Source organism: Halorubrum sp. CGM5_25_10-8B (assembly GCF_005435095.1).
GTDB classification, from domain to species: domain Archaea; phylum Halobacteriota; class Halobacteria; order Halobacteriales; family Haloferacaceae; genus Halorubrum; species Halorubrum ezzemoulense.
In genome coordinates this window covers 101,342-126,306 of record NZ_SGTY01000006.1, presented here as the reverse complement: position 1 = coordinate 126,306, position 24,965 = coordinate 101,342, and the positions used below count along the sequence as shown (strand labels likewise).

General features: G+C 68.0%; 27 protein-coding genes. 7 read left to right on the top strand and 20 right to left on the bottom strand.

Features of this window, described 5'->3' with window-relative positions:
• Positions 1 to 25: 25 nt before the first annotated feature.
• Positions 26 to 1,492, bottom strand: a complete 1,467-nt coding sequence (locus EXE51_RS07370) for an amidohydrolase family protein (RefSeq protein ID WP_049930668.1) — start codon at positions 1,490 to 1,492, stop codon at positions 26 to 28.
• 356 nt (positions 1,493 to 1,848) lie between these two features.
• On the opposite strand from EXE51_RS07370, the gene EXE51_RS07365 reads away from it, so the two are divergent.
• Entirely contained in the window at positions 1,849 to 2,079 is a 231-nt protein-coding gene (locus EXE51_RS07365; RefSeq protein WP_049930670.1) for a hypothetical protein, read from the top strand.
• 327 nt (positions 2,080 to 2,406) lie between these two features.
• Here EXE51_RS07365 and EXE51_RS07360 read toward each other — a convergent pair whose 3' ends face one another.
• The 3 genes from EXE51_RS07360 to EXE51_RS07350 all read right to left on the bottom strand — a co-directional run bounded on the left by EXE51_RS07360 (position 2,407) and on the right by EXE51_RS07350 (position 5,581).
• On the bottom strand, positions 2,407 to 3,687 hold the full coding sequence (locus EXE51_RS07360) for an RNA-guided endonuclease TnpB family protein (RefSeq protein ID WP_137692341.1): 1,281 nt from the start codon (positions 3,685 to 3,687) through the stop codon (positions 2,407 to 2,409).
• Between the two features lie 199 nt (positions 3,688 to 3,886).
• The gene (locus tag EXE51_RS07355; protein ID WP_137692340.1) at positions 3,887 to 4,885 is read right to left on the bottom strand and encodes an A/G-specific adenine glycosylase; all 999 of its coding nucleotides are present in this window, start codon (positions 4,883 to 4,885) and stop codon (positions 3,887 to 3,889) included.
• A gap of 24 nt (positions 4,886 to 4,909) precedes the next feature.
• Positions 4,910 to 5,581 (bottom strand): hypothetical protein, encoded by a 672-nt coding sequence (locus EXE51_RS07350; protein WP_049931697.1) that lies wholly within the window; start codon positions 5,579 to 5,581, stop codon positions 4,910 to 4,912.
• 87 nt (positions 5,582 to 5,668) lie between these two features.
• Between EXE51_RS07350 and EXE51_RS07345 the strand changes: the two genes are divergently transcribed.
• Together EXE51_RS07345 and dpsA are read left to right on the top strand one after the other, a co-directional pair.
• Entirely contained in the window at positions 5,669 to 6,478 is an 810-nt protein-coding gene (locus tag EXE51_RS07345; RefSeq protein ID WP_089308183.1) for a carbon-nitrogen hydrolase family protein, read from the top strand.
• Positions 6,479 to 6,557: 79 nt separating this feature from the next.
• A complete protein-coding gene (gene dpsA, locus EXE51_RS07340) occupies positions 6,558 to 7,106 on the top strand; it encodes a DNA starvation/stationary phase protection protein DpsA (RefSeq protein WP_049931694.1) in 549 nt (182 codons plus the stop codon).
• Positions 7,107 to 7,224: 118 nt separating this feature from the next.
• Here dpsA and EXE51_RS07335 read toward each other — a convergent pair whose 3' ends face one another.
• The 4 genes from EXE51_RS07335 to EXE51_RS07320 form a co-directional block, all read right to left on the bottom strand.
• On the bottom strand, positions 7,225 to 7,770 hold the full coding sequence (locus tag EXE51_RS07335) for a DUF1684 domain-containing protein (protein WP_137692339.1): 546 nt from the start codon (positions 7,768 to 7,770) through the stop codon (positions 7,225 to 7,227).
• A gap of 81 nt (positions 7,771 to 7,851) precedes the next feature.
• On the bottom strand, positions 7,852 to 8,553 hold the full coding sequence (locus EXE51_RS07330; protein WP_049931690.1) for a helix-turn-helix domain-containing protein: 702 nt from the start codon (positions 8,551 to 8,553) through the stop codon (positions 7,852 to 7,854).
• A gap of 94 nt (positions 8,554 to 8,647) precedes the next feature.
• The gene (locus EXE51_RS07325) at positions 8,648 to 8,926 is read right to left on the bottom strand and encodes a hypothetical protein (protein WP_049931688.1); all 279 of its coding nucleotides are present in this window, start codon (positions 8,924 to 8,926) and stop codon (positions 8,648 to 8,650) included.
• Positions 8,923 to 9,321 (bottom strand): helix-turn-helix domain-containing protein, encoded by a 399-nt coding sequence (locus tag EXE51_RS07320; RefSeq protein ID WP_049931686.1) that lies wholly within the window; start codon positions 9,319 to 9,321, stop codon positions 8,923 to 8,925. Before EXE51_RS07320 ends, EXE51_RS07325 begins: the two co-directional genes overlap by 4 nt.
• Positions 9,322 to 9,431: 110 nt before the next feature.
• On the opposite strand from EXE51_RS07320, the gene EXE51_RS07315 reads away from it, so the two are divergent.
• From EXE51_RS07315 to rnhB, 3 genes are all read left to right on the top strand, one after another.
• Positions 9,432 to 11,066 (top strand): TrkA family potassium uptake protein, encoded by a 1,635-nt coding sequence (locus tag EXE51_RS07315; protein ID WP_049931685.1) that lies wholly within the window; start codon positions 9,432 to 9,434, stop codon positions 11,064 to 11,066.
• A 149-nt stretch (positions 11,067 to 11,215) separates the two neighbouring features.
• Positions 11,216 to 11,587: a 30S ribosomal protein S8e gene (locus EXE51_RS07310; RefSeq protein ID WP_049931684.1), complete on the top strand. Its 372-nt coding sequence runs from the start codon at positions 11,216 to 11,218 to the stop codon at positions 11,585 to 11,587.
• A 48-nt stretch (positions 11,588 to 11,635) separates the two neighbouring features.
• A complete protein-coding gene (gene rnhB, locus EXE51_RS07305) occupies positions 11,636 to 12,343 on the top strand; it encodes a ribonuclease HII (RefSeq protein ID WP_137692338.1) in 708 nt (235 codons plus the stop codon).
• 31 nt (positions 12,344 to 12,374) lie between these two features.
• Here the strand turns inward: rnhB and EXE51_RS07300 are convergent, their stop codons facing one another.
• From EXE51_RS07300 to EXE51_RS07275, 6 genes are all read right to left on the bottom strand, one after another.
• Entirely contained in the window at positions 12,375 to 13,076 is a 702-nt protein-coding gene (locus EXE51_RS07300; RefSeq protein WP_049931682.1) for a TMEM165/GDT1 family protein, read from the bottom strand.
• Positions 13,073 to 13,777, bottom strand: coding sequence for a metal-dependent transcriptional regulator (locus EXE51_RS07295; RefSeq protein ID WP_049931681.1), 705 nt, complete (start codon positions 13,775 to 13,777; stop codon positions 13,073 to 13,075). The genes EXE51_RS07300 and EXE51_RS07295 overlap by 4 nt, the downstream gene beginning before the upstream one ends.
• 180 nt (positions 13,778 to 13,957) lie before the next feature.
• Complete coding sequence (locus EXE51_RS07290; RefSeq protein WP_049931680.1) at positions 13,958 to 15,550, bottom strand: preprotein translocase subunit SecD; 1,593 nt, start codon at positions 15,548 to 15,550, stop codon at positions 13,958 to 13,960.
• The gene (gene secF, locus EXE51_RS07285; protein ID WP_049931679.1) at positions 15,550 to 16,434 is read right to left on the bottom strand and encodes a protein translocase subunit SecF; all 885 of its coding nucleotides are present in this window, start codon (positions 16,432 to 16,434) and stop codon (positions 15,550 to 15,552) included. Before secF ends, EXE51_RS07290 begins: the two co-directional genes overlap by 1 nt.
• A gap of 82 nt (positions 16,435 to 16,516) precedes the next feature.
• Positions 16,517 to 16,987, bottom strand: coding sequence for a DUF5812 family protein (locus EXE51_RS07280; RefSeq protein WP_089308181.1), 471 nt, complete (start codon positions 16,985 to 16,987; stop codon positions 16,517 to 16,519).
• Positions 16,988 to 17,048: 61 nt separating this feature from the next.
• Positions 17,049 to 17,612, bottom strand: a complete 564-nt coding sequence (locus EXE51_RS07275; protein ID WP_137692337.1) for a hypothetical protein — start codon at positions 17,610 to 17,612, stop codon at positions 17,049 to 17,051.
• Positions 17,613 to 17,691: 79 nt separating this feature from the next.
• Here EXE51_RS07275 and EXE51_RS07270 point away from each other — a divergent pair, with 79 nt between their 5' ends.
• The gene (locus EXE51_RS07270) at positions 17,692 to 18,345 is read left to right on the top strand and encodes an undecaprenyl diphosphate synthase family protein (RefSeq protein WP_137692336.1); all 654 of its coding nucleotides are present in this window, start codon (positions 17,692 to 17,694) and stop codon (positions 18,343 to 18,345) included.
• Between the two features lie 29 nt (positions 18,346 to 18,374).
• Here the strand turns inward: EXE51_RS07270 and EXE51_RS07265 are convergent, their stop codons facing one another.
• The 6 genes from EXE51_RS07265 to lipA all read right to left on the bottom strand — a co-directional run bounded on the left by EXE51_RS07265 (position 18,375) and on the right by lipA (position 24,949).
• Complete coding sequence (locus EXE51_RS07265; RefSeq protein WP_137692335.1) at positions 18,375 to 19,541, bottom strand: inorganic phosphate transporter; 1,167 nt, start codon at positions 19,539 to 19,541, stop codon at positions 18,375 to 18,377.
• Positions 19,542 to 19,657: 116 nt separating this feature from the next.
• Positions 19,658 to 20,479: an ABC transporter ATP-binding protein gene (locus tag EXE51_RS07260; RefSeq protein WP_176455110.1), complete on the bottom strand. Its 822-nt coding sequence runs from the start codon at positions 20,477 to 20,479 to the stop codon at positions 19,658 to 19,660.
• Positions 20,476 to 21,429 carry an ABC transporter ATP-binding protein gene (locus EXE51_RS07255; RefSeq protein ID WP_086219363.1) on the bottom strand — a complete coding sequence of 318 codons (954 nt, stop codon included), beginning with the start codon at positions 21,427 to 21,429 and terminating at the stop codon, positions 20,476 to 20,478. Before EXE51_RS07255 ends, EXE51_RS07260 begins: the two co-directional genes overlap by 4 nt.
• Positions 21,422 to 22,771, bottom strand: coding sequence for a branched-chain amino acid ABC transporter permease (locus EXE51_RS07250; protein ID WP_049931673.1), 1,350 nt, complete (start codon positions 22,769 to 22,771; stop codon positions 21,422 to 21,424). Before EXE51_RS07250 ends, EXE51_RS07255 begins: the two co-directional genes overlap by 8 nt.
• Entirely contained in the window at positions 22,768 to 23,889 is a 1,122-nt protein-coding gene (locus EXE51_RS07245) for a branched-chain amino acid ABC transporter permease (protein WP_049931671.1), read from the bottom strand. Before EXE51_RS07245 ends, EXE51_RS07250 begins: the two co-directional genes overlap by 4 nt.
• 121 nt (positions 23,890 to 24,010) lie before the next feature.
• Positions 24,011 to 24,949 (bottom strand): lipoyl synthase, encoded by a 939-nt coding sequence (lipA, locus tag EXE51_RS07240; protein WP_086219366.1) that lies wholly within the window; start codon positions 24,947 to 24,949, stop codon positions 24,011 to 24,013.
• Between the last annotated feature and the right edge of the window lie 16 nt (positions 24,950 to 24,965).

The following is a 24,965-nucleotide window of genomic DNA, read 5'->3' as shown; positions in this document are numbered from 1 at the left end:
GCCGAACATTCCCCGAATGTCCGTATCAGAGTGGCAATCTATCTCTGAGCGACTGGAACGCGAGTCGTCCGAGCAACTGGCTGGGGCCGCGCTTTGGCAGGTCGCGGGCGACGTTCATCGTACTCGGTGGCTCACTCTCACCGATGCCTAGCTCCCACTCCGTCTCCGACTCGAAACGGTCTACCGCGGCCTCGACGCGGTCGCGCACCGCATCAGTTTCCATGGTCTTCACGTCACCGGCTTTCATCAGTACGTCGCCGTCCACGATAACCGTCTCCACATCAGCCGGCGCTGCGTTGTTAGTCACCTGCGCCGGGATGTTGGTCAGCGGGGTGAATTTCGGCTTCTCGACGTCCAGCAGAATGACGTCGGCGCGCTTGCCGGGTTCGAGGCTCCCGATCTCGTCGCCGACCCCGAGTGCCTCTGCTCCTTCGATGGTGAGCATTCGTACGAGCTCCATCGAGTCGTACTGGCCGGTCGAGCGCTTGAGGTTTGCTGCGAGCCGGGCTTGCCTCGCCTCGCCGAACAGACTGTAGGAGTCGTGCCAGTAGTGGTCGTCGATACCCAGGCCGACATCAACGCCCGCGGCGCGGAGTTCCGGCACCGGCGTCCACTGTACGTCGCCGCCCGTGTTCCAGTAACAGAAAATCGACGGGCAGTGTGCGACCGACGCGTCTGCTTCGGCAGTCCGTTGGATGTCTTCGTCGTCGGCGAGCCGGAAGTGCGCGGCTACAAGTCGGTCGTCCAAGAGGCCAACGTCATCGAGAAGGGCGAGCGAATCCTCGGCGCCATTCGACCGCGCCATCGTGTTGCTCGCCTCCAGTTCGAGCAGGTGCGTGTGGACGAGCAGGTCGGGATACTCGTCAGCGAGTTCGGCGGTGTGTTCCCACAGTTCGCGGGTACATGACCAGTCGTCGTGGGGGTTGATCGTCGCCCGGATGCGGCCGTCGTACGCGCCGTGGTACTCATCGATGAACTCGCGGGCGCGGTCGAACTGCTCTTCGACGGAAACGTCCCAGAAGAGGTCGGAGAGCGCCATCCCGAAGAATCCGCGCAGGCCCGCCTCGCCGAACGTTTCTGCGCCCCCGCCGGGACGGACGTCCATCGAGTTGACGGTCGTGACCCCACCACTGAGGAAGTTCAGTGCGGCGAGTTCGTACCCCGCCCGGGCGAAGTAGTCGTACTCGCCCTCGGCGATGTGGCCGAATATGGCGGTCATCCCACTCATCATTTCCATGAGGTCGAGGTCGCTGAACGCGCCAAGCAGCGGCGTCAGTTCGAGATGGGTGTGCGCGTTGACGAGACCTGGCATCACGAGTTTGCCTTCGCCGTCGATGACCAAGTCGGCCGCTAACTCCGCGTCATCGTCCCGAGATGACCGCACGTCGGTGATCCGGCCATCCTCGATGAGCACCGTTCCTCGCTCGTAGAGTCGATTTCGCTCGTCCACCGTGAGAACGAACGCATCGTGAATCACACAGTCAGCCGTCATTTCCTCCCACCCGTCAGCGTCGTGTGTAGCTGTAATTATTAGTATCTATTTCCCTCAGTTGGCTCTGTTGAAATCCTTAGAGGTTGATATGTTTTTGCGGTCGTGCTGAATATAGAGGTTAGATTCAGCAATCGATTGGTCGCGTCGCAAAGTCCTCTAGAGTTTGCCGCTGAGCGTCTCGACAGCACTTCGTACAACTGAAAATACTGCGTTAGAATGGCGTGCACCAAGTGTACGTGATTTGAGAGCGTTAGAGATAGCAGCCCGAGTAGTCTACGCAACCACCACTCGAAACTCTAGACCGCTTTGCGACGCGAGCAAAAAAACTTGTTACAGTGACTTTTTGAGTGATAGATATGAGTCTCCTCAAAGAACTCGTAGCAGGCCTAAAAGGGTGGGCTATTATGGAGCTGAGTGGGTGGCTGGTCGTGCTCATTGCGGCGGTCGTTTTCGTCGTGACCCTGATCGCTGGCAGTGCGTTGTTCGGTGACGCGGCCGGATTGGCTATTGGAATCAGCTCCGCACTGCTCGTCGCGTTTGTTGTTGGACCACGTCTTCGAAACCGGTTCCGAGACGGTCAACAGTAGTGTGTGCGGCAGTCGACACACAGAAGACAATCCACCGGTACAACACATCCCGACGATTAAAACTCGAAGTCAGCACGCCAGTCCAGTTGATTGGTCGTGTCGTTTGGCTACGTACATTCTGTGGAGAGAGGATCGACTGAGAAGCTGTCGTGACCGACTTGCGCCCTCTATTCAGCACGCCGTTTATATCAGATTTAGAGGATTTCAACAGAGCCCCTCAATTGAGAGCGCGGGTACGCTCCGCGGGTTCTCCCTTCTTGACATCCTCCCCGCGCTGAAGCGCGAGGATTCCCACGGTACCGCACCGCTGGGTTGGGATATTGTGGTTTACGACGTTACCTGTTCTTGAGGTGCGAACGCACCAGGTTCCTTGTCAAACAAGAACGTCGATGGCTGTGTCAACCAGCCGTTACTCCTATCCACCGAGAGATTCGGTGAACTCGGAGATACTTTCTGCCGAATGTTCTCAGCACCGTTCACATCCGCATTGGCCACTGTACCGCACTCATCGCAGACGTACAGTCCGCGTTCAACACGGTTCGCGTCATACTTCCGGCCACAGCACGAGCACGACTTCGAGGTATCCCGCTCAGACACTTGCTCAACCGTGATGCCTTCCATCTCGGCTTTGTATTCGAGGAGATCGGTGAACCGGTCGAACGCCCATGAGTGTAGGTCAAGATTGCCGTGTTTCTCCCAGTCCTTTGACTCGCCGTTCTCCTCATCCTCACGGACGCCGGAGAGATAGCCCACCACGATTGTTCCAATTTCCTCGTCAACACACCGCTGGACGATATGCTTCGAGAGGGTGTGGAAGTAGTGGGTCCGACGGGCCGACTTCTTCTGGTTCAGCCGCGTGGCTTGCGCAGAATGCGAATCGTCACACCGGGTGATTCGCTTGCTGAAGTAGTAGTCGTCCTGTTTCAAGCAGTTCAGCGGGTACAACTCGCTGTGACCGTCTTCATACGCGAGCGCGGCGAAGTTGTTGATACCGAGGTCAACACCGACCGTCTTCTCACCGGGGGCTTCAGCCACGTCCATTTCAACCTTACAGACGAAGTGTAGTTCCCACTCGTCGCCGGTCCACACAATCTTGACTTGTTGGACGTTCTCCACGGCAGAGAGGTCAATATCGGGGCGAGTCTGGTACGTACACAGGACGAAGTCCGACCAGTACTCCTTCAGGTTCGATCCTTTTGAGAGTCGAACACGGTCGTACTGAGTGTCGAGTTTGAGGCCTTTCTGCTTGAATGTGACCGTGGAACGCGGGTGTTCGTCGCCGTGTTTGCGGTAGCCGGGCGGGTTCGCTCGTGTATCTCCGTTTTGTCGTTTACCGTACCAGCCGTTGAACGCTTCAGCGAGTTCTTGAAGGACTCGCTGACTTGACTGCGAATGCAGGTCACCATAGCATTCGTGGGTTTTGAGGTACGCGGTGAGTTCGGTGTGGTTCGGGATGTGACCGATTTCGTCCCAAATCCGGTTACACGTCCACCGTCCGACGTTCCAGAGCTTACTGGCTGCGAACCCGAGCGAATCAAGATCGTCTCGTACCCGCGACTGGTTCCGTATGGAAGCAGTATAGGTACGGGTAACGACCTGTTTCGCTATACGTAACCTATGTAGACCAACTTGCTTGAACCTATGTATTTGCTCAGCGTGGAATATCCAGCCGTGCCATCGACCGGTGAACTGTGACGGGTAGTGTCGGATTCATCCCCGCGCTAAAGCGCGAGGCTTTCTCCTCGATTCTCCGTATCAAGAGCACTATCACTGCCGGGTAAATCTGTGAGCAGAGTACGAACGGGTGTTACCCTCGGAGCCGGACGCTCGTCTCATCCCCGGAGTCTTCGACCTCGACTAATCCATCATCTGCCAAATCCGAAAGGAGCCCTCGAAGCCACTCGCGTCCATGTTCGCCATCTGGCGAGTAATCGACGCGAATACGGTGTCCGAGGGTATCGAGGCTTATTACATCGCGCTCGCCGAGGAGCCGGACGATCCGACCGCGGAACTGCCGCCGGCTCCCCTCGAAGCTGGGCTGTTCGGGCACGTCGGGCGCGGTGAAATCGCCAGTCTGGTACGCGTGGCACCACTCGCGCCACGGGCACCCCGCCTCGTCGCAGCTGGGGCTCTTCCCGCAGGCGACGCCGCCCAGTTCCATGACCGCGTTGTTCCACACCCGCGACTCGCCCGCCGGCATGAGCGCGGACGCGACCCGCTCGAACGCGTCGTCGTCGTCCGAGACGTCGAATGCCCGATACAGCACCCGCTTCACGTTGGTATCGACGACGGCGTCGCCGTTGTTGAACGCGAACGACGCCACCGCGTTGGCGGTGTAGGGTCCGACGCCCATCAGCTCGCTCAGTCCGTCTGGGTCCTCGGGAAACGTCCCGTCGTGGTCGTCCTCGACCTGTCCGGCCGCCTCGTGGAGGTACTTCGCGCGGTTGTTGTACCCCAGCGAGTGGTCGGACCAGAAGGTGACCACGTCGGCTCGATCGGCGGCGGCTAGGTCGGCGGTCGTCGGCCACTCGTCGAGGAAGTCCTCCCACGCGGGGACGACCCGGTCGAGCTGGGTCTGCTGGCTCATCACCTCGCTGACGAGGATCTCGTAGGGGTCCTCTGTGCGGCGCCACGGGAACGCGCGGTGGTCGGCCTCGTACCAGTCGACGAGCGCGTCGCGGACCGCGTCGCGGTCGGCGGGGAGCTCCGGCGCGTCCTCGGGACCACCCTCGCCGCTAGCGCCTCCGCCCTCGCTGCCGCCGCTCTCGCCCTCGGCGCGGTCGCCCGCACCGTCCGAGTCGGTCATATCCCCGGTCCGGGCGGCGGCGGTTTATCGGTGCTGGTCCCCGTCGGTGCGGGCCGGCGCCATCGTCCGCGGGTCGCGGTCGGGGCCGGGGTACTCCCCGCCGACCGCGTCCGGATACAGCTTCGCCGGGTCGAACACCGTCGCGAACGCGCGCGACTCCCGGACGCTCACGGGGAGTCTGTCGCGTAGCCCGGCCGCTGCCCCCGGCCCGGTCAGCGAGGGGTCGAGGCTTATCACCTGCATCGCGCCGCCGCGGTAGGCGGACGCCAGCGCGGGATGATCGCCCGAGGGCTGCGCGACCGGTTCGCGCCACGCCTCGACCGCGTCGCGCCAGTCTGCTGCTAGCTCCGGCTCCGCGAGGGACGCGATCACCGCCTCGGCGTCGTCGAGGAGCGGGTCGCTGGCGACGAGCGTCGTCCACGCGTGCGACCGGAGCGCGTCGAGCGCCTCGCGGGCGTCGCCGCCGAGGAGGAGATCAGCCGCGAGCGCGTCCGCACCGGCGACGACGCGGGCCGGGCTGGGATCGAGGGGGTCGGTCACCTCGTTCCCCTCACCGCCGGAGTCGCCGTCGCCCCCGGAATCGCCACCGTTCCCGTCCGCCGTCGAGCGCACGGCGTCGAGCGCTCGTCGCACGTCCGCCTCGTCGAGGTCGCCGCCGAGCGCGGCCGCGCGCTCGAACAGGTCGCCGAAGGTCATGCCCGCCGGTCGTCGCCGCGGGCGTATCGTCCTTGCGGCCGGACGGAGAGGCCGAACGTTATTGGCCGCCGCGTCGAAGTCCGCCGCGTGACCGATCGCTCCTCCGACGATCCGACCGTTGCCGTCCCGCAGGTCCCGGTCGAGGACCTCGCTGTCGACGCGAACGCGGACCGACTTCGAGATCGGGCCGCCGACCTGCCGAGCGGCGTCGACCTCGCCGTGTTTCCCGAGTACGCGCTCACGGGGTTCGTGGCCGACGAACGGCTCCGGGAGGCCGCGCTGTCCCGGGACGTGGCGCGCGCACGGCTCGAATCCGTCGCCGAGACCGCCGGCTCGGCCGTGGTCGCGGGGTACGCCGAACGGGACGGCGACGCCGTATACAACGCGACCGCGTACGTCCCGCCGGGAGGGTCCTCCGAGGACGGCGGCGGAGAGTTCTCCGCCTACCGCAAGCGACACCTGTGGGACGACGAGGCGGAGTGGGTCGAGCCCGGCGGCGACCGCGTGATCGTCGAGACGCCCGCCGGACCGACCGGACTGCTGACCTGCTACGACCTCAACTTCGTCGCGGAGAGTGCGTGGTTCGCTGAGCGCGCGGTCGACGCCCTCGTCGTCGTCGGCGCGTGGCCCGCCGACCACGTCGCGAACTGGCGGCTCCTCGTCCGAGCGCGCGCGCTCGACGGGGTCAGGTGGACCGTCGGCGCGGGGCGCACGGGAACCGCGGGCGGCGCGCGTCCGGCGGAGGCGGCGACCTACGCGGGCAACTCCCTCGTCGTCCGCCCCGACGGCGCGGTCGCCGCCGAGCTCGGCCGGGAACCGGCGACGCTGACCGCGACCCTCGACCGAGACACGCTCTCCGCGCAGCGCGATCTGGTGGGGGCTGTCGACGACATCTGAAACTATTCTTTTCAGTTTCGAAAAAGTAGTTTTCTCAGTAGGAACTATTAAGTAGGTCGCGCGCGTATGTATAGTTGAAATGAGCACCCAGAAGCAGTCACGTCAGCGATACGGCGACGTTCACGAGAGCGAAGCGCTCCGCGTCCCCGAGGAGAAGGCAGAACAGCTCGTCGACGCGCTCAACAGCGACCTCGCGGCGACGTACGTCCTCTACCACCAGGTCAAGAAGCACCACTGGCTCGTCGAGGGCGCCGAGTTCCTCGGCATCCACGAGTACCTCGGCGAGGTCGCGGAGGACCTCGAAGAGGGCGCCGACGTCCTCGCGGAGCGCGCGCAGGCGCTCGGCGGCGTGCCGCTCTCGGGCGGCGCGAACTACGAGGAGCACGCACCGGTGACCCCCGAGGACGCCGACGCCTACGACATCCGGACGTCGCTGGAGCACGACCTCGAGATGTTCGGCGACATCACCGAGCAGCTCCGCGAGCACATCCAGCTCGCCAACAACCTCGGCGACTACAACACCGAAGAGCAGCTCCGTGACATCCTCGAAGACATCGAGGAACACGGCCACCACCTCGAGCACTACCTCGAAGACGACACGCTCGTCACGAGCGAGACGCTCGAGTAGACCGGCCCCGGCGGACTGCTTCCGGCACGTCCCGACGTTCGATTTTCCGCTTTTTCGCGCTACGTAGCGGCCGCGCCGTCGACCGCGTCACCGACTGTACTTCCGATCGCCTCGCCGATCAGTCGAGGTCCGGGGCCCGCTCGCCCGCGGGGACGACGACCTCCAGCCAGTTCTCTTCCGGCGGCAGCGGACAGGAGAACGTCTCGCTGTACGCGCAGAAGGGGTTGTACGCGAGGTTAAAATCGATCGTGACCGCGTCGCCGTCGGCGAGCTCGCGCTCGGGTGCCAGCTCCATGTACCGACCCTGGTGGTACGTCTGCTGGCCGGTCGTCTTGTCGCGGAAGGGGACGAAGACGGCGCCGTCGTCGCCCTTCTGGCGGTAGCCCGCGAGCGTGTGCTCCGTCCCGTTAATCTCGAGCGCGAAGGTGACGATCCAGAGGTACCGGACCGGGTTGCTCGCGGTCGTCTCCATCTCGACCGGCTCGGGGTCGTCGTGGACGGTGACGGTCGCCTCGACGCGGTAGTCCGGATTCGGGGGAAAGTAGTCGAGCCCGTCGAACTCGTCCCGGTGTTCCGGGGGGATCGGCGACTGCGGGTGGTCGTCGAAGAACTCGTCCTTCTCCCGGCGGTTCGCGCGGAGCCGCTCGGCGTAGTCCTCGCTCATGCCCGGTCCGACGAGCGCCGGCGGTTTCAGGCTCGCGGTTCCGGCGCCGGTGTCTCTACCGCCGAAGCGGTCGCGACGCCGTCACAGCGCTTGGAGGTCGGCCAGACAGTCGTCGAGGTCGCGGTTCGACGTGGCCAACGACACGCCGTCGACCCGGGCGAGGTCGGCGGCGTGGTCCCAGAGGTCGCCGTCCTCGATCCCGTGGAGCACGACGGCGTTCGGCGTCGGGCTCACGACCCGCAGCGCGACGAGCGGCGACTCGCCGCGCGTCACCCGGGTGAACACGAGCGCGCGGTTCGTCGACTGGCCGTACAGCCGGTAGAACTCCTCGCTGGAGAGCCGCGTGATCGCCTGGATCGAGTCGATGACGGTGTGGCCGTTCACGTGGTCGTGGTCGCCGCGGACGACCTCCGTCGCGCCCATCGCGTCGTAGAAGTCCGCCAGGGGGACCGCCGTCGAGTACTCGCGGAGGTCGTGGACGATGTCGCTCTCGAACCCGGCCGAGAGCACCCGAGCGTGCTGTCGGAGGCGGCCGCCGCCGCGGCGCTCGTCGATGTCGAGGAGTCCTTCGACGGTCCGCCGGACGACGCCGATCCCGGGGCTCTCGCGCCGGCCGCTCTCGTAGTCGGAGACGACCGACGAGGAGACGCCGAGCTGGTCGGCCAGCTCCGTCTGCGAGACGTCGAAGTCGGTCCGCCACTTCCGGAGCGTCGCGCCCGGGTCGTCGCTCAGCGTTATCTCGCCGGCGATCCGGCGGGAGAGCTCCTCGCGTGCGTCGCTCATGGCCTGAACGGACGACCGAACGCCGCAAAAGGGTACCGTTCGTCGCGCGTCGAAACCGACCGGAGCCCGGCCTGGTCGAGGACGCGGCCGCGGCTCACTCTAAGTACAGCGAGTAGACGATGACCGCGAACCCGATCGCCGTGAGGAGGCCGTCGACGGCGATGCCGACCGCGAGGTCGGCGCCGATAATCTGGTGCGAGACGCCGCCCAACAGCGCCCCGACGGTGACGATGCCGAAGCCGACGCCGAGTTCGCGCAGCGACCGGTCGCCGGTCCGGTCGTACGCGCGGAGCGCGTAGTAGGTGATACTGCCACCGAGCACTAGGATGGCGGTCTTTGCGACGATGATCGTCAGGTCGATGTAGGGAGTCATGTTTCCTCTCGTAGCTCCGACCACAGGTCGGCCAGTCGCTCGTCTCGGGTCCGCTCCGGCCGAGAGAACTCCACGTCGAACTCGCGGCTGCCCGCGTCGCCCTCGTCGCCGTCGCCGACCGAGACGGTGACGGCGTCGAACGACACCGAGTACCGCGTCGTGTGCTGTCCGTCCCGCCGGATGTCGGTCGACTCCGACAGCAGGGAGGCGTCGGTGAGCATCTCCAGTTTCCGGTAGGTCGTCGACAGGGGGATGTCGCACTCCTCGGAGAGTTCGCTCGCGGTCTTCGGCTCGGTGAGCGCCGCGACGATCCGACGGGCCGCGTCGTCGGCCAGCGCGTCGAGCACCTCGTCGACCGACGGCGGCTCCGGCTCTCGCGACGGGTCCCGCACCATGCGTGACGGTTCGGCCCCCGGGACTTAAACCATTGAATTTCCGCCGAGGCGGCGGGGCTCGCGGCCGCCACTCCTCCCTCTTTTGTGTGGCGCCGCCGTACGGCGATACCATGGACACGTGGAAGCGTCGAGTCGGCGGGTACATCGCGTTCGTGGCCGTCGTGCTCGTCTCCACCACCGTTTCCTACCGGTGGGGGATGCGGGTGTACGAGAACGACCCGCGCACCCTGATCGAGTCGTTCCAATTCGCGATCGAGATGTTCACGACGACCGGGTTCGGTGGCGACGCCTCGTCGTGGCAGACCCAGGAGATGCACGCGTTCATCGCCGTGATGGACCTGGTCGGCATGGTGCTTCTCATCGGGGCGCTGCCGGTCGTCGCCACGCCGCTCCTCGAGTCCGCGTTCTCGACGACCGTCCCCCGGTCGCTGGACGCGGACCTGAGCGGCCACGTCGTGGTCGCCTCCGACACCACGCGCTCCGACGCGCTCCTGGACGAGTTCGACTCGGAGGGGGTCACCTACGTCGTCGTCGAACCCGACCCGGACCGGGCGCTGGCGCTGTACGAGGCGGGTCACATGGTGATCCGCGCCGACCCGGAGACGACGGCGGGGCTCGAGAGCGCCCGCCTCGGCGACGCCCGCGCCCTCGTCACCGACCTCTCGGACCGGGTCGACGCGAGCATTGTCCTCGCCGCGAAGGAACTCTCGACCGACGTCCGCGCGATAAGCGTCGTCGAGGACCCGAGCCGAGAGCGGTACCACCGGCTCGCCGGCGCCGACGAGGTGCTCTCCCCGCGGTCGCTGCTCGGCGAGAGCCTCGCCTCGAAGGTGACGACGGCGGTGCGGACCGACCTCGACGAGGCGGTCGCGGTCGGCGACCTGCGGATCGCGGAGGTGTCGATCCACCACGGGAGCGGCCTCGCCGGATCGACGCTCGCCGGGAGTCGGATCGGCGAGCGCACCGGCGTCGACGTGATCGGTGCGTGGTTCAACGGTGCGTTCGAGGCGGCGCCGCCGCCGGACGCGACGCTGTCTGCGGGGACAGTTCTGCTCGTCTCCGGGACCGAGGGACAGGTGGAGCGGCTCGTGGACCTGACGAACTCGGCAGCCCGCCGGTTCGGCGCGGGCGAGACGGTCGTCATCGGACACGGGCAGGTCGGGAAGACCGTCGCGAACGCGCTCGAATCGGCCGACCTGCCGGTGACGGTCGTCGACCGCGACGGCGCCGAGGCGATCGACGTGGTCGGGGACGCGACGGAGCCGGACACGCTGCGGGACGCCGGCGTCGCGGACGCGCGGACGGTCGTCCTCGCGCTCCCCGACGACACGACGGCCGAGTTCGCGACGCTCGTGGTGCGCGATCTGGCGCCGAACGTGGAGCTGCTCGCGCGGGTCGAGGACGCCGAGAGCGTGCCGAAGATGCACCGCGCCGGGGCCGACTACGTGCTCTCGCTCTCGACGGTGACCGGGCGGATGTCGGCGTCGGCCGTGCTCGCGGACCGGGACGTGCTCTCGCTGGACACCCACGTCGAGGTCGTCAGGACCGAGGCGTCCGCGCTGGTCGGCCGGACGGTCGGACAGGCCGCCGTCCGCGAGACCACCGGCTGTACCGTCATCGCGATTGAACGGGGCGACGAGCTCGTCACCGACGTGGGCCCGGAGACGCGGGTCGAGCGGGGCGACGAGCTCGTCGTCGTCGGCACCGACGAGGGAGTCCGCGCGTTCGAGCGCGCGTTCGCGTAGAGCCGGGTCGGTTCGCCCGCTCGGCTCGCGGCGCTGACTCGGCCCGCGCCGCGGATTCGAGCGGGCTCGCGCCGCTGCTCCCGCTCGCGCCGCCGGTCTCGGCGCGACGAGTCGAACGGTTCAAGTATTCGCTGGCTGTTCGTATCCGTATGAAAGACCAGGGACGCTCCACGCGCAAGCGGACCGGCGGCCGACTCAAGCACGCCTCGAACAAGAAGCGCCACCAGCTCGGCCGCGAGCCCGCCGAGACGACCGTCGGCGAGACCCGACTCCAGTACATCGACTCCCGCGGCACGGAGAAGAAGGTCCGCGCCCTCTCGACGAACGTCGCGCAGGTCGCCGACGACGGCGAGGTCAGCGAGGCCGAGATCGAGAACGTCGTCGACAACCCCGCGAACGTCAACTACGCCCGCCGGAACATCGTCACGAAGGGCGCCGTCATCGAGACATCCGCCGGCCGCGCACGCGTCACCTCCCGCCCCGGCCAGACCGGCCAGGTCAACGCGGTCCTGCTCGACTGAACGCGGCCTTTCTGAAGGTATTTCAGCCCGCACGCCCACCAGCGACGCGTGTACCTCGGCGTCGACGAAGCCGGCAAGGGACCCGCGCTCGGACCGATGGTCGCGGCGGCGGTCGCCGCCGACCCGGCGGACCTCCCCGCCGACGTGGACGACTCGAAGCGGGTCGCGCCGGCCAGACGCGAGGAGATAGCGGCGGCCCTCCGGGGCGACCCGGCCGTCGCCGTCGGCGTCGCCCGCGTTGACCCCGACGAGATCGACCGCCCCGACACCGACATGAACACCCTCACCGTCCGCGGTCAGGCGCTGGCGGTCCGGGACGCCCTCGCCGACCTCCCCGCTGGCGTCGCCGAACCGGTCCGCGTCGTCGCCGACGCGGGCGACACCAGCGAGGAGCGGTTCGCGCGGCGGCTCGGCGAGTTCGTCGAGGGCGACGGTGCGGACGGAGCCCGCGGCGACGATGGGGCCCACCCCGCGGTCGACGTGACGGCCGCCCACGGCGCCGACGAGGACGACCCCGTCGTCGGCGCGGCGAGCGTCGTCGCCAAGGTGGTCCGCGACGCCGCGATGGCCGACCTCGACGCCACGTATCCCGACTACGACATCGGGAGCGGCTACCCGAGCGACCCGGCCACGCGAGCCTTCCTCGCCGCGTACGTCGGCGACCACGAGGCGCTACCCGACTGTGCGCGCGAGTCGTGGGCGACCTGTGAGGACGCGCTGGCGGCCGCCGAGCAGTCGGCGTTAGACGAGTTCTGAAAGCGGGCCGGAGCCGCTCGGCGCTCAGCCCTCAGAACAGCCCGGCGATGACCCCGCCGAGCGTCCCGACGATCGTCTCCCACACCGAGAAGCCGGTCGCGATCGCCAGCACCGTGTCCGCGCCGAAGAAGGCGAACAGCAGCGCGGAGCCGAAGTGCGCGAGCCGCATGTCGACCCGGCCGGCGAACGTGTGGAAGAAGTAGGCGTTCGCGAGGCTCACCGGGATGATCGCGAGCATCTCGCCGGCCCAGATGGCCGAAGTCGCGCCGTACTGGACCGCCAGGCCGATGGTGACGAGCTGCGTCTTGTCGCCGAACTCGCCGGTCGCGGTGAGCAGGAAGATGGGGAAGAAGCCGCCGAGCGACCCAGAGTACCTGTCGAGCCGCCCCGGGAGCGAGAGGTCGTCGAACGCGGCCAAGCCGCCGTCGGTGCGCTCCGCTTCCGGGGTCGTCCCGCGCGACGGCGCGGACCGGTACAGCAGGACCGCGAAGACGAAGAACAACACCGCGGTGATCGCGTCCAACACGACCGGCGGGAGCGCCGACTGGAGTGCCTGCCCGAACGCGATCTCCACGGCGGTCCACCCGGCGAACGCCGAGCCGGCGGCCGCGACGACGACCTTGGGATCGTACCGCGTGGAGAGCCCGGCGATCATCAGCTGTACCTTCTCGCCCGGCAGCACCGCGAGCTGCGTCACGAACGCGATCGCGACGATCTCGACGTAGCCGGTCATGCGTCGCCCGCCTCCTGACCGTCGGTCGCGGCGGTCGACTCCGCGGCGCGGCGGACGTACACGCGGTCCGCGACCGCCTCCGGCAGCCCGTGTTCGTCCCCGTCGCTCGTCCGGACGGTGACCAGCCCGAAAGAGGTGATATCGACGACCTCGACGGTCGTTCCGGGCGTTATCTCGGCGTCGACGAGGAACTCCAGCACGTCGGGGTCGCGGTCGCTGACGCGGGCGACCGTTCCCCGTTCGCCCGGATCCAGCGCCGCGACGAGCGTCGTCCCGGCGTCCTCCGGCGTCGAGAGGTCGGCCGGCGGGATCGGGTCACCGTGCGGGTCGGCGGCGGGGTAGTCGAGGACGCGCTCGACCCGACGCGTGAACTCCTCGCTGACGTGGTGTTCGAGCGCGTCGGCCTCGTCGTGGACCTCGGTCGCCTCGTAGTCCAGCTGCTCTGCGAGGAACGCCTCGATGAGGCGGTGTCGGCGGACGACCTCCAGCGCGGCGACCTCGCCCGCGGGCGTGAGCTCGACGCCCGTGTACTTCTCGCGGGAGAGCAGGCCGCGGTCGGCGAGCGTTTCCACCATGCTTGTCACCGTCGCGGGGGTCTTGTCGAGCGAGTCCGCGATCTGCGAGGTCGAGACGGGCGGTCCCACCCGCGACTCGATCCGATAGATCGACTTGAGATAATCTTCGACGGCGTCGGTCGGCATAGACGTTTTTGACCGGTCTAAATTAATAGTTTGTCGGATGCGTTTTCTGTTCTTGCCAAAGGCATAACGAGAGGCGAGTCGAAACGGTGATCTCGAAAACCGTCGCTGTGAGCGATCGGAAACCGATCGAACGTCACATCCGGTCGAGAATTAGGGGTCGCCGACGCGCGGTCGGCCGGCTTATTTGACCGTCAGCAGGCGGCGCAGGATGTCGCCGTACGCTGGCCGGGTGATCAGCACACCGACCAGCACGCCGAGGACGGTGAAGATGGCGAACCCGGAGAGGTCGCCGAGCGACAGCACCATCAGCGGCGACATCGCGATGATGGTCGTGGCCGCGGCCGCGCCGATCACCCAGAACGCCCGCCGGAACCGGGAGTCGAACACTTTCTTCGAGTTCACGTCGCCCTCGCTCATCACCTCGTCGGCGATGATGACGAGGTCGTCGACACCGGTCCCGACGACCGCGATGAAGCCGGCGATCACCGCGAGTTCGAGCGGGTAGCCGAGCAGCGCCGCGAACCCGAGCAGGGCGTACACCTCCGTCAGCGCCGTGACGATCATCGGGAGCGCGACGCGCGGTTCGCGGTAGCGGAGGAACACCATCCCGGCGACCGCCAACACCGAGAGCACGCCGATGACCAGCGAGTACGTCCGGAAGTTCTCACCCTGCGAGGCCGAGATGGACGAGGAAGTCCCCTCGCCGCTGATGTCGAGGTCGGCCGGGAGCGCGCCGGCGCGGAGGTTCAGCGAAATGGTCTGCGCCTCGGCGAACTCGCCCGTCGTGAGCCGGAAGTTCCCGGTGTCGGCCCACGAGCCGGCCGCCATGCTGTCCGCGAGGCCCGGGTCCATCCCGAAGGAGTTGACGACCTCGCCGTCGACGACGAGCAGGAGACACGGGTTCGAGTTCTCTATCTCACCGGTCTCCTCGTTGTATCCGCACCGGTCCGCCCCCGTCTGGTACGCGTCGGCGAAGCCGCGTTGCGCCACGGCGTCTTGGAAGGAGTGCGCCGGCGACTGGCCGCTCTCGGCGGTGTTGCGCACTGTGACCGGGACGTACGCTCCGGTACCGCGGTCGCTCTGGGCCGCGGTCCCGATCGTCTCGAAGTCGCCTTGGGTCAGCGTTCCCTCCTGAACCGCGGTGCCGTTTCCGTCCGGGTACGCGATGTCGATCCGGACGGTCCCGCGCTCCTCGAGGAGGTCGATCACTTCTTGCCGGCCCTGCCCCGGCACCTCGACGAGGATGAAGTACTCCCCGGTGATCGACTGGATCTGTTGGACGCTGCCGCCCGAGAGGCCCGCCTCGTTGATCTTCCCCTGGATGACGTTCATCGTCTCGTCGCGCGTCTCCTGCGTGACACCCGACCGAACCTCCGCGTACTCGTAGCCCGCGGCGTCCATCGCCGCGCGGAACTGGGACTCCGTCACGGACGGCTTCGTCACCTCGACCGCACCCTCTTCCGGAACGACGCCGACGTTTCGGACGGAGGCGTTGTCCAGTTCGGCCGCGACCGCGTCCGCGACGCTCTCGGGCGTGTCACCGCCGAACGCGACATCCGTCGCGGTGTATCCCGAAAGCGGCGCGCGGACCCGCGTCCCGCCCGCCAGATCGAGGCCGTACTGGAGGTTCGTGACCCCCTGCTGGGCCTCGCTGACGTTCTCCCCGGGCGCCGGCTCCGGCCCGAACCCGGGAGCGAAGAGCGCCACGGACGACCCGATCACGACGACGACGAGCAGCAGGATTCGCCAGTTCTTCTTGATCGGTTCGAGCATTACCGCGCCACCCCCTCGAACTTGTACCAGCGAAGCAGCGAGACGTTCATCAGGTACGTGTTCATCAGGTCGGCGCAGAGCCCGACCGCGAGGATGATCCCGATGTCACGGAGCAGCCCCACCCCGAACACCGAGGCGCCGATCGCCATCACGACCATCGCGGCGATGGAAGTGAGCGTCATCGTCACCCCGGTCCGCATCGCGCGGCTCACGGACTCGTAGAACTCGCCGGTCCGTCGCAGCACGGAGTCGTTCAACAGGATGTCCGAGTCGACGCTGTACCCGATGATCATCAGCAGCGCCGCGATCGTTCCGAGCGTCATCTGGATGCCGAGGAGGTTCATCGCCGCGATCGGGATGACGAGGTCGGAGAACGCGGACGCGACGACCGCCAGCGAGGGGACGAACGTCCGGAACAGCGCGAACACGAGGACGCTCATCCCGAGGAACGCGATCGCCACGCCGATGATGGCGGTCCGCGCGGTGTCGCTCGCGAAGCTCGGCGACACCTGATCGACCGCGGTCGTGGTCAGTCCCGCCGCCTCCGCCTGGTCTTGGAGGTCGTTCGCGAGCCCCTCCGGATCGTCCTGTGACGCCTGGAACGTGACGACGACGACGTCGTCGCCGGGGATCGTTCGGACCGAGTCGGGCTCCCGCTCGAAGGCCGTTTGGATCTGCTGTTCGACGTCGCCGCTCGCGTCGTCCGCGACTCGCAGCTCGACGCCGCCGGTGAACTCCAGTCCCAGGTTCGCGGGCGCACCGGTGGCGACGACCCAGCCGCCGATGATCGCCAGCGCGAGGACCAGAAACGCGAGCGGCACCGCCGCGAGCTGCCGGTTCGAGTAGTCGGTGTAGTTGACTTCCGGCACCTCGATCGCTACCATAAATACCGCTTCCTCTGCGGGCGCGAATAAGCCTTCTTATCTGGTGGGCCGACGGCGGCGACCGAGGCTATAACCCCCCGCGTTACGGGAGGTACCGCACGGCGACGACGCCCGGCTCCGATCGGATCTCGACGCGGTTCACGCCCAGTCGGGCGGCGCGCGAGAGCGTCCCCTCCCGGTCGTCGATCACGTCCGTGACCGCCGCCTCCGTCTCCGACTCCGGCGGGGTCAGCACGTGGACCTCGCCGACGCCCGCGCGCTCTTGCCGGGCGAGCTCTCCCGTCGGGGTCTCCGCGGCGAGTTCGCGCTCGTGAACGGTCGGCGGCTCCGGGCTCTCCTCTATCGAGAGCGCGCGGCGCGCGTCGACCTCGACCACCTGATAGGTGACCTCCATCGGCGGGTCGGGGGCGACGGTCGCCTCGACGGCGTCGTCGACGTCGAGGCCGGGGTTCGAGCTCAGCGTGTGAACCTGTCCGTCGTGGACATCTTTCAGCACCGCCGAGTCGCTCTCGACGTGCGTGACGAGGAACGTGCTCTCCTTCTCGTCGGTCATTGCGTTCGGCTAGTCGCTCTGACGACTTCCGGCTTTCGAGCCGCGGCCGCGGGCCGTCGTTTCACGCCGGCCCGCCGGCGTCGCCCGACGCGTCGCCGTCGACGGCCGCGCCGTCGTCAGTCCCGCCGCGGAGTCGAAAGTGCGTCGCGAAGACGGCGAGCGCGGCCGCGACGGGCGGGACGAACCCCGCCAGCTGCGGGAGCGCGTACAGCGCGTTGACGAGGACGGAGCCGCTCGGGTCTCGGAGCCCCTCGGGCGCCGAGATGACCATTCCGAGGTACAACGAGAGCAGGAACAGGAAGCCGGCGACTCCCATCCACCGGTCGTACGTGGCCGCGACCCGGTCGCCGCGGCGGTGGCGCCGGGCGACGAACAGTATCGGCGCGAGCAGCGGGCCGACGGCGCCGAGCCCGGCGACCACGAACAGCGACCGCGAGAACAGGAACGTCCCCCCTTGCGCCGACACGGTCTCGCCCATCCAGACGACCAAGGCGAGAGTGACGACGAGCGCGACGAACCCGGCCGCCAGCGCGCCGAGCGCGGCGTACGCCCGCATCATCCAGGACTCGGTCGCGCGGAACGCGTACGGGATCGCGCCGAACACCCCGCGGTAGGCGTCTGCCATCGACTCCGATAGGGGCGTCAGCGAATTAAACCCCTCGTCGTCGGGAAACCATTTATACGCGCGACCGGATCCCCCTGACGTGGGTCTCTACGACACGTATCTCGCGACGCGCCACCGTCTCCACGACGCCGAGCCGCCGGCGCACGTCGCCCTCGTCCTCACGGAGCGGGACCTCCTCGCCGACGGCGCGTTCGACACGCTGTCGTCGGCCATCGGCTGGGCGTTCGAGTACGGTGCGGAGCGCGTCACTGTCTCCGTCTCCGTCCTCGACGGGGCCGTGGCTCCGACGCTGGTCCGCGAGCTCCGCCGGCTCGATGTCCCCGCGGAGACGGTGGTCCGCGGCCCAGACGCCGACGCGCCGGGGGAAGCGGGAAGCGACCTCGGCGGCGACTCCGCCGCGGGCGACACCGACGCGCCGGTCCGGATACTGGTTGGCCTCGGCGGTAAGGCGGAGTTCGCCGGCGCCGTCCGCGAACTGGCGAACGACGTCGCGGCCGGCGAGATCACGCCGGACGCCATCGACGAGGCCGACGTCTCGGAGCGGCTGCTATTCCCCGAAGAGCCCGACTTGGTCATCAAGACGGGCGCCGAGCGGCTCTCCGACTTCGCAATCTGGCAGTCCGTGTACGCCGAGCTCTACTTCACCGACGTGAACTGGCGCGACTTCCGCAGGCGGGAGTATCTCCGCGCGGTCTTGGACTTCCAGGACCGACAGCGCCGGTTCGGCCGCTGACGCGCTCGGACCGCGGCCGTCGAGTTCCGCTACCAGACGAACGCGAAGAGCGCGGTGAACGTCACCAGCGCGCCCACCGTCGAGAGGATCGGCACGACGTTCTGCATCAGCACGACGCGCGCGCTCGTTCCCGGGTTGAACAGGTCCGACGCCGAGGGGATGTCGCTCGCGTCGCCCTCCCCGATCGCCGGCATCTCGTCGGCCGTCAGCGCCCCGACGGAGACCGTCGGTTCCTTCTCGCCTTTGATCCCCTGTCGGACGGTCACCGTGCGGGTCGCGCGCCCCCAGCCGAGCCCGACGATCGACATGGTCGCGATGATGACGAACGACGCCGGAATGCCGACCGCGGAGAGGCTGATCACGATCCCGGAGGAGACGACCGCGACGACGATGGCGGCCGTCAGCGGGAGGTCGGTGATGTCGTTACCGAGCGTGTCGAGCGTCCGTCGGGCGATGGTGAACGCGCCGACCGCGACGGCGGCGCTGCCGAGGAGGATCATCGGCGTCATCTCCACGCCGTCCAGCGCGACCAGCGGCGCGATGGCGTTCGCGATGTTCGAGGTGCCCGAGGAGAACGCCATCAGGCAGCCGATCGCGATGACGACGACTCCTCCCGTCAGCTCGCGTCGGGTCGTGTTCGGGCCGAGGGTCGGGCGCGGTATCGGCCCCGACCGGTCGAACTCGAACAGCGCACCCTCCGTGCTTTCGATCGCCACCCAGCGGTCGATCGCCGAGTAGAAGTAGCGGCCGACGACGCCCGAGACCCAGAACCCGATGATCGGCGCGACGAGCCACCAGATCGCGATCTCGCCCATCACCGCCCAGTCGAGGGTGTTCGTCGCGATCCCGAGCCCGGCGATGGAGCCGACCGCCGTCATCGACGTCGACGCCGGGACGCCGGCGAAGTTGCCGACGAACAGCGCGCCGCCGATGAAAAAGAGGACGATGATACTCGTCTCCAGCGTAAACACGTTCGCCCCGGTGACGAGGTCCTCGCCGAGCGTCGTGACGACGCGCTGGCCCAGTGTCCCCGCCCCGACGAAGAAGAACACCGACATCAGCCCCGCCGCGCCGGCCTTCGATAGCACGTCCGCGCCGACCGCCGGCCCGAACGCCGGTCCCGTCGTCGCCCCGCCGATGTTGTATCCGACGAACGCCGCCACCGCGACGCCGACGAGAAGAAGAGCTTCGACCATATACGAGAACAGACGACGCACGCGCTGTTAAACGGACGGGGTCCGTCCGCGTCGGCACCGGCCCCCTGCCCTTGGGTCGCCGCCGACCCCTGACACGAGTGCGACGCGGCGGACGGCTACCCGCCCAGGAAGTCCTGTCGCACGCCCTCGTCCGCGAGCAGTACGTCGCCGCGGTCGGTGTAGCGGTTCTCGCCGTTCACCAGCACGTACCCGCGGTCGCAGCGGCGCAGCGCCTCTTTCGCGTTCTGCTCGACCATCAGCACCGCCGTCCCCCCATCGTTGATCCTGTCGATCCGGTCGAACATGTCGGAGACGAGGTCCGGGGCGAGGCCGGCCGAGGGCTCGTCGAGCAGCAGGAGGTCGGGGTCGAGCATGAGCGCTCGCCCCATCGCGACCATCTGCCGTTGCCCGCCGGAGAGGGTTCCGGCCTTCTGCTCGCTGCGCTCCCTGAGGATCGGGAAGCGGTCGTAGATCGTCTCGATCTGGTCTTCAGGCACCTCGTCGAGGATGTACGCGCCCATTTCGAGGTTCTCGCGGACGCTGAGTCCGGGAAAGACGTTGTCGTTCTGCGGGACGAAGCCGACCCCCTCGCGGATGATCTGTTCGGGCGCCAGCCCGTGGATCGGCTCCCCCTCGAACTCGACGGTCCCGCCCATGTGGGTCGTGAGCCCGAAGACGGTCTTCATCACCGTCGACTTCCCGGCGCCGTTCGGCCCGACGACGGTCACGTACTCCCCGTCGGCCACGTCAAGGACCACGTCGGAGAGGATCTGGAGGTCGCCGTACCCGGCGTCGAGGTCGCGCAGGCGAAGGATCGCGTCGCCGTCGATCGCGTGGTCGGTGCCGGCGGTGGCAGTCGCGTCCGAATCACCGGCTTCGCTCGCTTCCGTCTCGGCGGCTGTCGTCTCCGCGTCGTCCGCCGCTGCGTCGGCCGTCATAGCTCCTCACCCAGGTACGCCTCGATGACCCGCTCGTCGTTCCGTATCTCGTCGCCGGTCCCCTCGGCGAGCACGCTGCCCTGATGCATGACGATGACGCGTTCGCAGTTCTCCATGATGATGTCCATGTCGTGCTCGACGAGTAGGAAGGTGTAGCCGTCCGCGCGCAGGTCGTGGATCCGGTCGAGGAGCTTCTCCTCTAAGGTCGGGTTGACCCCGGCGAGCGGCTCGTCGAGCAGCACCATCTCGGGGTCGGTCATCAGCGCCCGGGCCATCTCCAGCAGCTTCCGCTGTCCGCCGGAGAGGTTCCCCGCGTGTTCGTGCGCGAGGTGATCGATCTCGAAGAACTCCAGCGTCTCCCACGCCCGCTCGCGGAGCGCGGTCTCCTCCTCGACGACGGCGCCGCGGAGCCCGGGCGTCACCGCGCGGATCGCGGACTCGCCGAGCTGCCCCTGCGGCGCGAGCATGAGGTTCTCCAAGACGGTCATCTCGGAGAGCTCGCGGGCGATCTGGAACGTCCGGACCAGCCCCTCCCGCGCGATCTGGTGCGGTTTGAGGCCGGTGATCTCCTCGCCCTCGAAGTACACCGACCCGCCGGTCGGCTCGTGGACGCCGGTGATACAGTTGAATGTCGTTGACTTGCCTGCGCCGTTCGGCCCGATGAGCCCGGTCAGCGAGCCGGACTCGACCTCGAAGGAGGCGCCGTCGACGGCGGTGACGCCGCCGAAGCGCTTGACCAACCCCTCCACGCGGAGCGGGGGTGCCTCCGAGGGAGACCCCGACGGGACGTGTTTCGCCGCCTCCTCCACCTCGCTGTCGTTCGCCTCGGGCTCGCCGATCGTTCCGTCCGTCGTCGCGGTGACGGGGTCGGTGGCGGCGACGTCTCCCGGGTTGGGCGCGTCCGCGTCGGTCTCGGCGGAGTCGCTCGGGTCGGGGGCGTCGCTACTCATCGCTCTCACCTCCGGCGGGCCGCTCGGAGAGGTCGACGGCCGCGGCCGTCTCGATCCGGTCGCCGAGGATCCCCTCGGGCCGTCGGTGGATGATGAACACCAGCACGAGCCCGAGGAAGACGAACTGGAGCGGCGCGACGTTCTCGGTCGCGTACGCGAGGAACGTCACCGGGTCCAGCGAGGCGACCGCGTCGGCGAACGACGGCGGCGTCTGCGCGTCGATGAGTCCCCGGACCGTCCCGCCGACGCGGCGGGGCCCCTCGAACAGTACCGCCGCGAAGACGATCCCGCCGAGGACGGAGCCGGTGTTCGACCCCGACCCGCCGATTATCACCGCGATGAACACGTAGAAGGTGAGGAGCGGCCGGAACTGCGGCGTCGGCGAGACGTTGCCCTGGCTGCCGAACCAGAGGATGCCAGCGAGCCCCATCAGCGCGCAGCCGATGACGAACACCTTGATCTTCACGAGGTTCACGTCCTTGCCGAGCGAGTCGGCGACGAGCTCGTCCTCCCGGATCGCCTTCATCGTCCGGCCGAACGGCGAGCGGCCGAGGCGTTCGAGCAGGAGGTAGAAGCCGACGAGGAAGGCAGCGAGGACGGCGATGTACCCCCACCCGATGAGGATCGGCTGCGAGATGCCGAGGCCATCGCTCCCGAAGACGCCGAAGACGAGGTCGCCGAACGCGGTCGGCGTCCCCGCCTGCCCGTCGACGAGGAACAGGTCGCGGACCGGGTTGTCCGGCATCCCCATCCCGCGACCCCCGCCCGTTCCGGCGCCGATCGTGTCGCGCAGGAAGTTGTCGAAGGCGCTCGACTGGAGCGACAGGCGGACGATTTCCGAGAGGCCGAGCGTCACGATGGCGAGGTAGTCGGCCTTGAGTCGCAGCGCCGGCAGGGCGGCGACCCCGCCGAGCAGCGCCGCCATGCCCATTCCGGCGACGATGCCGACCGGGAGCGGCAGTCCGAGCCCGGGCGGCCCGAAGGCGGGGTCCGGCGAACGGACGACCATTCCCATCGTGTACACGCCGACGGCCATGAACCCGGCGACGCCGATGTTGAAGAGGCCGGTGTACCCCCACTGGAGGTTCAACGCGAGCGCGGTGAGCGCGTAGACGAGCCCGAGGAACGTCAGCGTCTCTAGGAGTCCGACGACGCTGTTGAGCCCGTCGGTGAACGTCAGCAGCGTCGCCGCGGCGTAGATCGCGAGCAGCGTCCCGACCACGAGCCCGAGGTCGCTCTCGCGGGCGGCCTCGACCAGCGCCGCCGTCGCGCTCTCGGGCGCCTCCGACCCGCCCGCGGACGGCCCGGAGGCGGAGCCGCCGGGTGCGTCGGCGTCGCTCATGCGGTCGTCACCCCGCCGAACAGTCCCTCTGGGCGCAACAACAGCATCAGGATCATCACGGCGAACGCGGCGGCCTGGTTGAAGTCGGAGGGGATCCAGATCGTCGAGGTGGTGAACACGACGCCGATGACGAGGCCGCCGACGATGGCGCCGTACACCGAGCCGATCCCCCCGAGGATCACGGCCGCGAAGATGAGGAGCAGGAGGAGCCAGCCGAAGTCGAACTGGATCGTCCCGCGGAGCAGCACGTAGAGGTAGCCGGACGCCCCCGCGAGCCCGCCGCCGATGATCCACGTGGCGGTGACGACGCGCTCGGCCGGGATGCCGGTGATGAGCGCGAGGTCCTTGTTGTCGGCCATCGCCCGCATCGCGGTGCCGAGCTTCGTGTGCTGGAGCATGCCGTGCATCGCGAGCATCAGTCCGACCGCGGCCACGAGGATGGTGAGCTCGTGCGCGTTCACCGAGAGCCCGAGCGGGTCGAACGCGAGGTTCGACGCGTCGACGCTGGCGGTCACGCCGCGCCGGTCGGAGCCGTACCCGAACTGGAGCAGGTAACGGACGATGAGCGCTGCGCCGATAGAGGCGATGAGCAGGGAGATCCCGTCGCGATCCCGCATCGGCTTGTAGAACGCGCGGTCGAGCGCCACCGCGAGCAGCGCCGTGACGACGAACGCCGCGACCAGTCCGACGAGGATCGCGCCCGGCGTCGTGAGGATGTGCGCGCCGATGTCGCCCGGCGAGGCGTTCCCGGCGTCGCGGACCGTCAGGAGCGCGCGGACCGGGATGTCGCCGAGGCCGGCGATCAGGAACGCGACGCCCCACCCGGAGAACGCGCCGACGCTGACGAGGTCACCGTGCGAGAAGTTCGCGAACGAGAGGATGCTGTACGTCATCGAGAGGCCGATCCCCGCGAGCCCGATCACGAGGCCGATCACGACCCCGTTCCAGAGGTTCGAGCCGAGCCGGTCGACGGAGAGCGACCCTCCTATCGGGCCGAGGCCGACACCCGCGAGCTTCGCTGCGAGGTCGACGAGGAGCAGGCCCGCAAGGAGGACGACGAAGAGAAGCCCCGGCCGAGCCCGCGCCGCGTCGACGATCGACGAGTCAGTTGTTCCCATGTGTACGTCTCACTGACACAGGGTGGGTCACCGAGCGGTAAATAACTCGCTGTTCGGACAAACATCGATACCTCGAAAGCGCCTGACAGCTGTCACCCCCCACCGCGTCCCGAACGCGGCCTCAGTCGCCGCCCGCGGCCCGCGCCCGACGCCGCGCCGCCTCCGGCGAGCGGCCCTCGCGCAACAGCGCCTCGACGAACAGCTCGCCGGCCTTGTACGACGACCGGACCATCGCGCCCGACGCGCAGTAGAGGAAGTCGAACTCCTCCTCGGCGACCCGCCGCCACGTCTCGAAGACGTCGGGGTGGACGTACTCGAACACGTCGAGGTGCGAGCGCGAGGGCTGGAGGTACTGGCCGAAGGTGACCACGTCGACGCCGACCTCGCGGAGGTCGCCGAGCGTCCGGTACACCTCGTGGTCGTACTCGCCGACGCCGAGCATGAGGCTCGTCTTGGTGTGGATGTCGGACCTCTTGTCGACCCGATCGAGGACGGCGAGCGACTGCTCGTAGTTCGCGCGGCGGTCCCGGACCGGCCACTGGAGGCGCTCGACCGTCTCGACGTTGTGGGCGATCACGTCCGGCCCGGCGTCGATGATGCGATCGATCGCTTCCGGGTCGCCCTGGAAGTCCGGGATGAGCGTCTCGACGAGGATCTCGGGGTCGCGGCGCTTGATCGCCCGGATCGTCTCGGCGAAGTGCGCCGACCCGCCGTCGGCGAGGTCGTCGCGGTCGACGGACGTGAGGACGACGTAGTCTAACCCGATCTCCGCGACCGCGTCCGCGACGTTGGCGGGCTCGTCCGGGTCGAGCGGCTCCATCCCGCCCGTCTCGACGTCGCAGAAGTTACAGCCGCGCGAGCAGCGGTCGCCCATCAGCATGAACGTCGCCGTGCCCGGGCCGTCGTTCCCCGACCAGCACTCGCCCATGTTCGGGCAGTTCGCCTCCTCGCAGACCGTGTGGAGGTCGTGCTCGCGGAGGGTGGACTTGATCTCCGTGAACCGACTCCCGGACGGCGGGCGCGACTTCAGCCAGTCCGGCTTCCGGCGGCCGCGTGACATGGATGATCCTTAGCGT